The following is a 7,326-nucleotide window of genomic DNA, read 5'->3' as shown; positions in this document are numbered from 1 at the left end:
GACCTTGGCCAACGGACGCGCCGTCCTCGCATGATATTCCGCTGGACAAACCGCGCCGCAGGACGCGCGTTCCCGAAAGATACATCGGAACCCGATGCGTGTGGGGCCATTGAGCTGGCTCCAGGCCACACATCGTGGACGAACTTGCACCTGAGCCGACGTGATCCAAGTGGATGCCCAATGTGTGCTACGTGCCGGCGCCTTAAACGGCGAATGCCCGCGATGGAGATCCGGGGAGCGCCGCCTCTACTGGGTCGACATGCGCGCGCCCGCGTTGAATTGGCTGGACCCAGAGACCGCAGAGCAACAGGTCTGGCCGATGCCGGACTGGATCGGCTGCTATGCTTTCACGGACGACGGCGGCGTGCTCGTGGCGCTCCGCGGCGGGCTTTATCAGTTTGATCCGCGAAGCGGGGCGCTTCGATGGCTGGCCAATCCGCCGTACGATTCGCAGCGGTTCTGCTTCAACGATGGCGGTTGCGATCCCGCCGGCCATTTCCTTGTCGGGCCGCTTTACGCGCCCAAGGCGGCTCGGGCCTGCGGCGTCGACCGGGCTGCGCCCGTCTGGCGCTATGATCACGGCGCCTGGAGAGCGGTCACGCCGCCCGTGCAGATCGCCAACGGCCTTGCGTGGAGTCCGGATGGACGTCTGCTCTATCACGCGGACACCGCGAAGAAGACCATTTGGGCCGTGGACTATGACCCGGCCTCTGGCGAGACGGGGGAGCGTCGGGTGTTCGCGACCGTCGAGGGCGGGGGCGACATCGGCGGTCCCGACGGCGCCGTCGTCGACCGCGACGGATTCTATATCTGCGCGCTGTTCGGCGAGGGTTGCCTGCTGCGTTTCGATCCCGCTGGACGACTTGAGCGGCGCCTCACGGTTCCACCGCGCTACCCGACCATGCCGGCCTTCGGCGGTGACGATCTTGATATGCTGTTCGTGACCTCGGCGTCCTTTCCGATCCCCGAGGCGGAACGCCCAGCACATCCTGACGACGGCGCATTGTTCGCCTTGGAGGCACCGGCCCCTGGAGCTGCGCCCAATGTCTTCCACTCCGAGCCAACTAAGCTTTCGCCATGAGCGAGACCGTTGGCGGTTTCCTGGTCAAGCGCCCGCCATGTCATAGGCTCTGGCACCGCCCGAATCTGGCAAGTTGAGCCGCTCAAAAACAAGGAGAATCTCATCAGCATGACAACTACGGGCCACGTCGCTCCCGATAATCAGGCCGAACTTGGCGATGCCGAATACAAGGCGATCGGCGATTTTCGGCGCGCCCTGCGTGAATTTCTGGAATTCAGCGACAACGCGGCGCGTCAGGCTGGCGTGACTCCACAACAGCATCAGGCTCTCCTGGCGATCCGCAGTTATAGTGGATACGAGGCGATGAGCATCGGCGAGCTGGCTGACTGTCTAATGATCCGCAATCATAGCGCGGTGGGCCTCGTCGCTCGATTGGTCGAGCGCGGTCTGATTATGCGCGAGGAGTCGCAAGAGGACCGTCGTCGCGTGCTTCTGAAGCTTCAACCCAGAGGGGCTGCGCTGCTGCACGAAATATCTATGATGAATATCGGCGAATATGGCAGGACCGCAGACCGTCTATCGCAGGTTCTTCGGCGTGTACGCGCATTGAATCCGGCGCCATCGCCCCAAAAACGGAGCCCGCAAGACCGCTCTTAAGTCCGGTCGAGGCGACGGAGAGCCGGGATGCGGTACACTGTGTCCGCCCGGGGCCCATTTCGCCCAGCGCTACAACCATCCAACCGAAGGAATGCTTCGCAAGATAAGCTGGTGCTGAAATGACAAGGAATATATACGTCACAATATACATTGTGTCGATGGTATCCGTTATCATTGGCGTAGACTTGCTGTTCTTTAAGGGACACATCATGGAGCGTTTGCTGGAGAATGTCGGCATTGTCTTGGTGTTCGCAGCATTCTATTTGAGGCTCATGAAGAGCCCGTAAGTTCCTTGCCTAAGAGAAGGGCCTCGCCACAAGGCTCGTGCTCCGGCGCATGCTCAGAAGAACAGTTCAAGCACGCTCCATATCAGATCTCTCGAACAACGGGCGGGGTCGTGGTTGAGCCATCTGCCGCGCCGACTGGCTCAGCTGGTCGGCGCGCCGCCGTCAGCAGCATGATGAGCGGCCCGGTAAAACTCTGTTCGCGCAGCTGCCGGCTCGGCCGTCTTCTGCGCGCGGGCTTCGTGACTTTTGATGCTACGACAGAGGCGAGGCGATCCGGGTAGCCGACGCAAAGGCGCCCGTCGTGGCCTACTGCATGTAGCGGCCGCCGTTGATGGACAGCGTGGCGCCAGTGATGAAGCCGGCCTCGTCGCTGGTCAAAAAGGCGACGCCGCGAGCGATCTCGGGTGGTTGGGCGAGCCGTCCGACCGGCGCGGCCGCGAGAATCTCCTTCAGTATGTCGGGAGGCACGGCTGCAACTAACGCGGTATCGGTATAGCCTGGCGCAATGGCGTTCACAGTGATCCCTCGCGCCGCCCCCTCGAGCGCCAGGGCCTTGGTGAAACCGACGATTCCCGCCTTTGCCGCAGCATAGTTCGTCTGGCCGAACTGTCCGGCGAGTCCATTGACGGAGCTGACGTTCACAATCCGTCCGAAACGACGCTCGCGCATGGCCTCGATCACCGCGCGGCACATGTTGAAGCAACCGCCCAGATCGACCTCGATGACGGATCGCCACTGCTCCTTGGTCATCTTATGCAGCGTCGCGTCGCGCGTGACGCCCGCATTGTTGACGAGGATGTCGATCGGCCCGACCGCGCGCGTGACCTCGGCGACGCCCCGATGGCAGGCGTCGAAGTCGGCGACGTCCCACTGAAAGACGGGCGTGCCGGTGCGCGCGCTGAAGGCGTTCGCCTCGTCCTCTCCTCCAAAATAGTTCGCCACGACGCGGCGCCCAGCGTTCGTCAGAGCCGCGCATGTGGCGGCGCCGATGCCCGTAACACCGCCGGTGACCAGTGCGACACGGTCCATGGGCTTTCCTCCTTATCGGTTGCACCGGCGGCAGGCGCTCAATCCTCTGCGGAGGAAGAAACCCCGTTGTCGCGAGGCAGGGTCCAATCGGGAGGCAGCGAACCGCAGGAATCCGTCGGCTCTTAGTGGGCTCGCTCCATCGGTCGAGCAACGGCGGCGGTGAGGTCATGCACCGCCAACTCTTCCAGCCCCGCCACCGCCTTGACGATGGCTTCGCAGCTGTTGCTTGAGATCAGCGGCGAAGCGAGGGCGTTGAATTTCTCGACCGCGTGCTCCCATGAGGCGGCGCGGGTGTGGAAGCCGGGATAGTCCCGCGCCTCCATGGCCACGCGGGCCCCGTCCTTCAGCCAGATCGCGACACGGCACGGCATCTCGTCAGGGAAGCGCGCCGAGAACGCTTGGTCCGGCCTGACGGTTACACGTCGCAGCAGGTCCTGGACATCGTCGCGGGCGATGCGTTCCGGCGCATATTGGGCGGGCATGAGCACACCGTCGCAGAGGGCCGCGGCGACCATGTAGGGCAAGCTGTGGTCGGCCTGCTCCTTGGTCGCGACCAGCGTCTTGTCGCCCTCAGCGCCGCCGCCGATGATGTGGTAGGCGACCTCGAAGATCTCGACCTCGACACGCGCGACATCGGCCGCTGTGAAGCCGTGGCGCGCACGCAGCGCCAGGGCGGCGTGCACCGCCGATTGGGCGTGGACCTCGGCGTCGTATTTCTTGACGATGGTCCGGCAGACCCGCTCCAGGTCCTCCGCGGCCCAGTCAATCGAGAACGGGCCGCTGACGCTCTCCTTGAACCCCTTGACCCCTTCGAACACCTCCAGCGGTCCGGTGACGCCGCGCATCGCCAGAAAGGCCGCGTGGACGCCCATGAAGGCCGTGTTCGGGAACGCGAGGCCCTTCCAATGGGAGAGGTCGCCGGTGCGCGTCACCCGCAAGGCGACGTTGCCAACCGCGGCCAGCGCGATCGCGTGCGCCATCTGCTCCGCGTCCAACCCGAGCGCCTTGGCGACGCCTGCACCGACGGCGAATGCGCCCTGGGTCGTGTGGTCGAAGCCGCGGTCGCGCACCGGCGCCTCGTCGCTGAGCCGGGCCTGGACCTGATAGGCCACGGCGAGCGCGGTCATCAGGCCGGCGCCGTCCGCGTCGGCGTATTCTGCCGCCGCCAGCACCGGGGCCAGATTGTCGCTCGGATGGCAGGTCTCGCCGCGCGCGAGATAGGCGTCCATGAAATCGAGATGGCGGACCAAGGCTCCGTTCATGAACGCCGCCCGGTCGGGCGCGGTCCTGCCTCCGCCAATGAGGCTACAGAGCGGCGACCCGCCGAACTCCACGACCTGGCGACGTACGACCGACATGAGGTCCGCGCCGAGCGCGCCGATGGCGCATCCCAGGCTGTCCAGCACGCGGATCTTCAGCGCTTCGCGCGCCGCCGTGGAGAGGTCGCCGTAGGAGGCCCGCTGGACGAATTGCGCGAGGCGCTCCACTTCGGAGGTCCGACCACTCGCTCTCAGCTTTGGCGCGGTCTCGGGCATGGCGGCTCACCGCTCGAAAACATAGCTCCCCGGCGCGGGTTCCAGCGCGGGAAAGCCCTTGTCGCCGGCGGCAGCCTTGGGAGGAGGCCGATCCTGCGGACCGGAGCGGGCGCGCAGCCATTCGATCCACGCCGGCCACCAGGAGCCGTCGTGCTGTTCGGCGGCCGCGTACCAGTCGTCAGGGCCCAGATAGGAGCCGTCCTTCTTGCGGGCGAGCAGGCGGTAGCTGCGGTGCGGATGGCCAGGCTCGCTGATTATCCCGGCGTTGTGGCCGCCGGTCGTGAGCACGAAGGTGATCTCGCCCTCGTTCTGCAGATGGATCTTGTGCACCGAACGCCAGGGGGCAACGTGATCCGTCTCGGTCGAGACGACGAAGAAGGGCGCGCGGATGTCGCCGACGGAAACGGGTCGGCCCTCCACCTCGAAGCGGCCCTCGGCGAGGTCGTTGCGCAGATAGAGGCGGCGCAGATAGTCCGAGTGCATGCGGTAAGGCAGCCGCGTGGCGTCCTCGTTCCACGTCATCAGGTCGTTGGGCTGGTCACGCTCGCCAATCAGATAGGTCTTGACCAGCCGCGACCAGATCAGGTCGCGAGAGCGCAGCAGCTGGAAGGCGCCGCCCATCTGCCGGCCGTCAAGAAAGCCCTGGGCGGCCATCACGTCTTCCAGAAAGGCGACCTGGTCCTGAGTCGTGAACAGGCGAAGCTCGCCGGCCTCCGTGAAGTCCGTTTCGGCGGCGAATAGGGTGAGGCTCGCCAGCCGCCCGTCGCCATCGCGGGCGAGCGCGGCGGCGGCGATCGCCAGCAGGGTGCCGCCGAGGCAATAGCCGCAGGCGTGGACCGCCACGTCAGGCTGGATGGCCTCCACCACATCGAGCGCCGCAAGCAGGCCTTCCGCGCGATAGGCGTCGAATGGAGCGTCACGCAGTTCGGCGCCAGGATTCTTCCAGGAAAGACAGAAGACCGTGAATCCGTGCTCCACCAGATGACGGATCAGCGAGTTATGCGGCGAAAGGTCGAGAATGTAGTATTTCATGATCCACGCGGGAATGATCAGGATCGGTTCGGGCCTGACGAATTCGGTCTGCGGTGAATACTGGATGACCTCGCAAAGATGATTTCGGAAGACCACTTGGCCCGGCGTGATCGCCAGATCGCGGCCGACTTCTAGACCGTCCTGCCGCGGGAAGGTCGCGCCCATGAGGCTGGCTAGATCCTCTAAAAAATTCTGCGCGCCGCGGAGGAGATTTGCGCCCGACTGGGCGAAAGCTGCGTCGATGACCTCCGGATTCGCCCACGGCAGGTTCGAGGGGGAGAAGGCGTCCAGCCACTGCCGGGCGGCGAAGTTGACGAGCCGTGTGCTGTCGAGATTGACGCCGGGCAGCCCCGTCGTGGCCCCATCGAGCCACTCTTCGGCCAGCAGAAACATCTGCTTCGGGACGGCGAACGGCAGCTCTTGCCAACGCGGATCGGCGAAGCGGTGATCGCCGACGCACGGTTCGACCGCCTCGCCGAAAAGAACCGCCATACAGAGCCGCTGCCAGACGGCCCATGCCTCGCTCACAAGCTCGCACCTGCGGAATGGCGAATTGGCCAGGTGGACGGCCCAGTCGAGGGCGGCCAGGGAAAGGACGAGGGGCGACAAACCGAACGTCAGCCGGCCTTCCATGGCGTGCAGGAGCCCGTCGGCTTGGCCCCAGAGGCCCTTTGGCGCGCGACGCTCAGGCGGCAGCTGCAGGCGGCGGGTCCGATCGACCGTCGTGCGCGGTAGCGTCGACGGCGAACCATTGCGGTGTTCACTCGAAGAAGTCTTGTCGTTCATGCCAGACCAAAGGCAGGTCCCCCAGGTCTGACAAACGAGCGGGGCGGGCGATAGCTCCGCCTAAAGGACCCCTCCTCCCAGCGGCGAGAGAAACTAACTGTCAGAGCAGGTTGGCAATCCGGCCCCAGGTGCTCTTCGTGCCCCAGATACCAGCGCGCAGGGCTTCCAGCTGCACGATCTGGCTGTGATCGACGAATAGGTTCACCTCGTTGCCGAAGGTCTTGACGTACCACTCGAACACCGCCGGATCGGCCGCCTCGAACATGACGTGATCGAGGCCAAGTTCGGCGGCGATGGCGGCGGGGACGTCGGTGCGCCAGGCGGTCACGTTCTCGGTGACGCCTTCGCTTTCGATCATCAGCATCTCGGCGCCTGCCTCCAGGCATCTGCGGGCTTGCGTAACCAGCCAGGAGGTTGGTTTGACGCCTTCGGCCGCGAGTTCCTCGGATTGGGTGCTTCCGCCGGCGCCGAACTGAACGCCAAGCTCCGGTTTGGGCTTGAGACCGGCTTGGCGCACGCGTTCGATAAGCCGCAGCATGGCTTCGGCGGGCAGGCTGAGGAAGCCGGCGCTGATCTCTACGACATCGAAGTCGAGCGACTTGGCCTCAGCTAGATAGCGGTCCACCATCTCCGGGCCGAATTTCAGGACGGTTTCGATCCAGCCCCCCGTCGAAACATAGGCGTCGTGGTCGTGAACGATCTGGTTCATCTCCGCGACGATGGCCTTCGGCATCAGGGCGAAGGAACCGCCGGCGTATTTTACGCCGTCGACATAGGCCCCCATGGTCTGCATGACGTCGGCGAGATGACGCGGACCGTAGGCGGCATAATAGGGCCCGCGGATCTCCGTAAGTCCCGTGCGGCGCGGCTTAGCGGATCGCGCTGCCCGCGGAATGAACGACATGGCGGTTTCGTCCATTGGCGCCTCCTTCCGGATCGGCTGACGGCGGGCTCGCGCTGCCGCGGGCCGCAAGCCGAG

The 7,326-nt window shown here is 65.0% G+C and carries 6 protein-coding genes; 2 read left to right on the top strand and 4 right to left on the bottom strand.

The window, feature by feature from the left end; genetic code table 11:
• Positions 1-160 precede the first annotated feature (160 nt).
• Positions 161-1,081 carry an SMP-30/gluconolactonase/LRE family protein gene (locus VJS38_RS16520; protein WP_324089245.1) on the top strand — a complete coding sequence of 307 codons (921 nt, stop codon included), beginning with the start codon at positions 161-163 and terminating at the stop codon, positions 1,079-1,081.
• A gap of 9 nt (positions 1,082-1,090) precedes the next feature.
• The gene (locus tag VJS38_RS16515; protein ID WP_324089244.1) at positions 1,091-1,678 is read left to right on the top strand and encodes a MarR family winged helix-turn-helix transcriptional regulator; all 588 of its coding nucleotides are present in this window, start codon (positions 1,091-1,093) and stop codon (positions 1,676-1,678) included.
• Positions 1,679-2,271: 593 nt separating this feature from the next.
• Here VJS38_RS16515 and phbB read toward each other — a convergent pair.
• The 4 genes from phbB to VJS38_RS16495 form a co-directional block, all read right to left on the bottom strand.
• Positions 2,272-2,994, bottom strand: coding sequence for an acetoacetyl-CoA reductase (gene phbB / locus VJS38_RS16510; protein WP_324089243.1), 723 nt, complete (start codon positions 2,992-2,994; stop codon positions 2,272-2,274).
• A 122-nt stretch (positions 2,995-3,116) separates the two neighbouring features.
• Positions 3,117-4,481, bottom strand: coding sequence for an MmgE/PrpD family protein (locus VJS38_RS16505; protein ID WP_324089242.1), 1,365 nt, complete (start codon positions 4,479-4,481; stop codon positions 3,117-3,119).
• Between the two features lie 54 nt (positions 4,482-4,535).
• Positions 4,536-6,347, bottom strand: coding sequence for a PHA/PHB synthase family protein (locus tag VJS38_RS16500; RefSeq protein ID WP_324089241.1), 1,812 nt, complete (start codon positions 6,345-6,347; stop codon positions 4,536-4,538).
• A 100-nt stretch (positions 6,348-6,447) separates the two neighbouring features.
• Positions 6,448-7,251 (bottom strand): phosphosulfolactate synthase, encoded by an 804-nt coding sequence (locus tag VJS38_RS16495; protein ID WP_324089246.1) that lies wholly within the window; start codon positions 7,249-7,251, stop codon positions 6,448-6,450.
• Positions 7,252-7,326 lie beyond the last annotated feature (75 nt).

The organism is Phenylobacterium sp., assembly GCF_035276905.1.
Taxonomy (GTDB): domain Bacteria; phylum Pseudomonadota; class Alphaproteobacteria; order Caulobacterales; family Caulobacteraceae; genus Phenylobacterium.
This window is presented reverse-complemented; position numbering and strand designations above follow the sequence as displayed.

Excerpts from the sequence above, each read along its gene's own strand:
- phbB (WP_324089243.1), bottom strand. The coding sequence starts at position 2,994 with ATGGACCGTGTCGCACTGGTCACCGGCGGTGTTACGGGCATCGGCGCC.
- VJS38_RS16500 (WP_324089241.1), bottom strand. The coding sequence starts at position 6,347 with ATGAACGACAAGACTTCTTCGAGTGAACACCGCAATGGTTCGCCGTCG.
- VJS38_RS16495 (WP_324089246.1), bottom strand. The coding sequence starts at position 7,251 with ATGTCGTTCATTCCGCGGGCAGCGCGATCCGCTAAGCCGCGCCGCACG.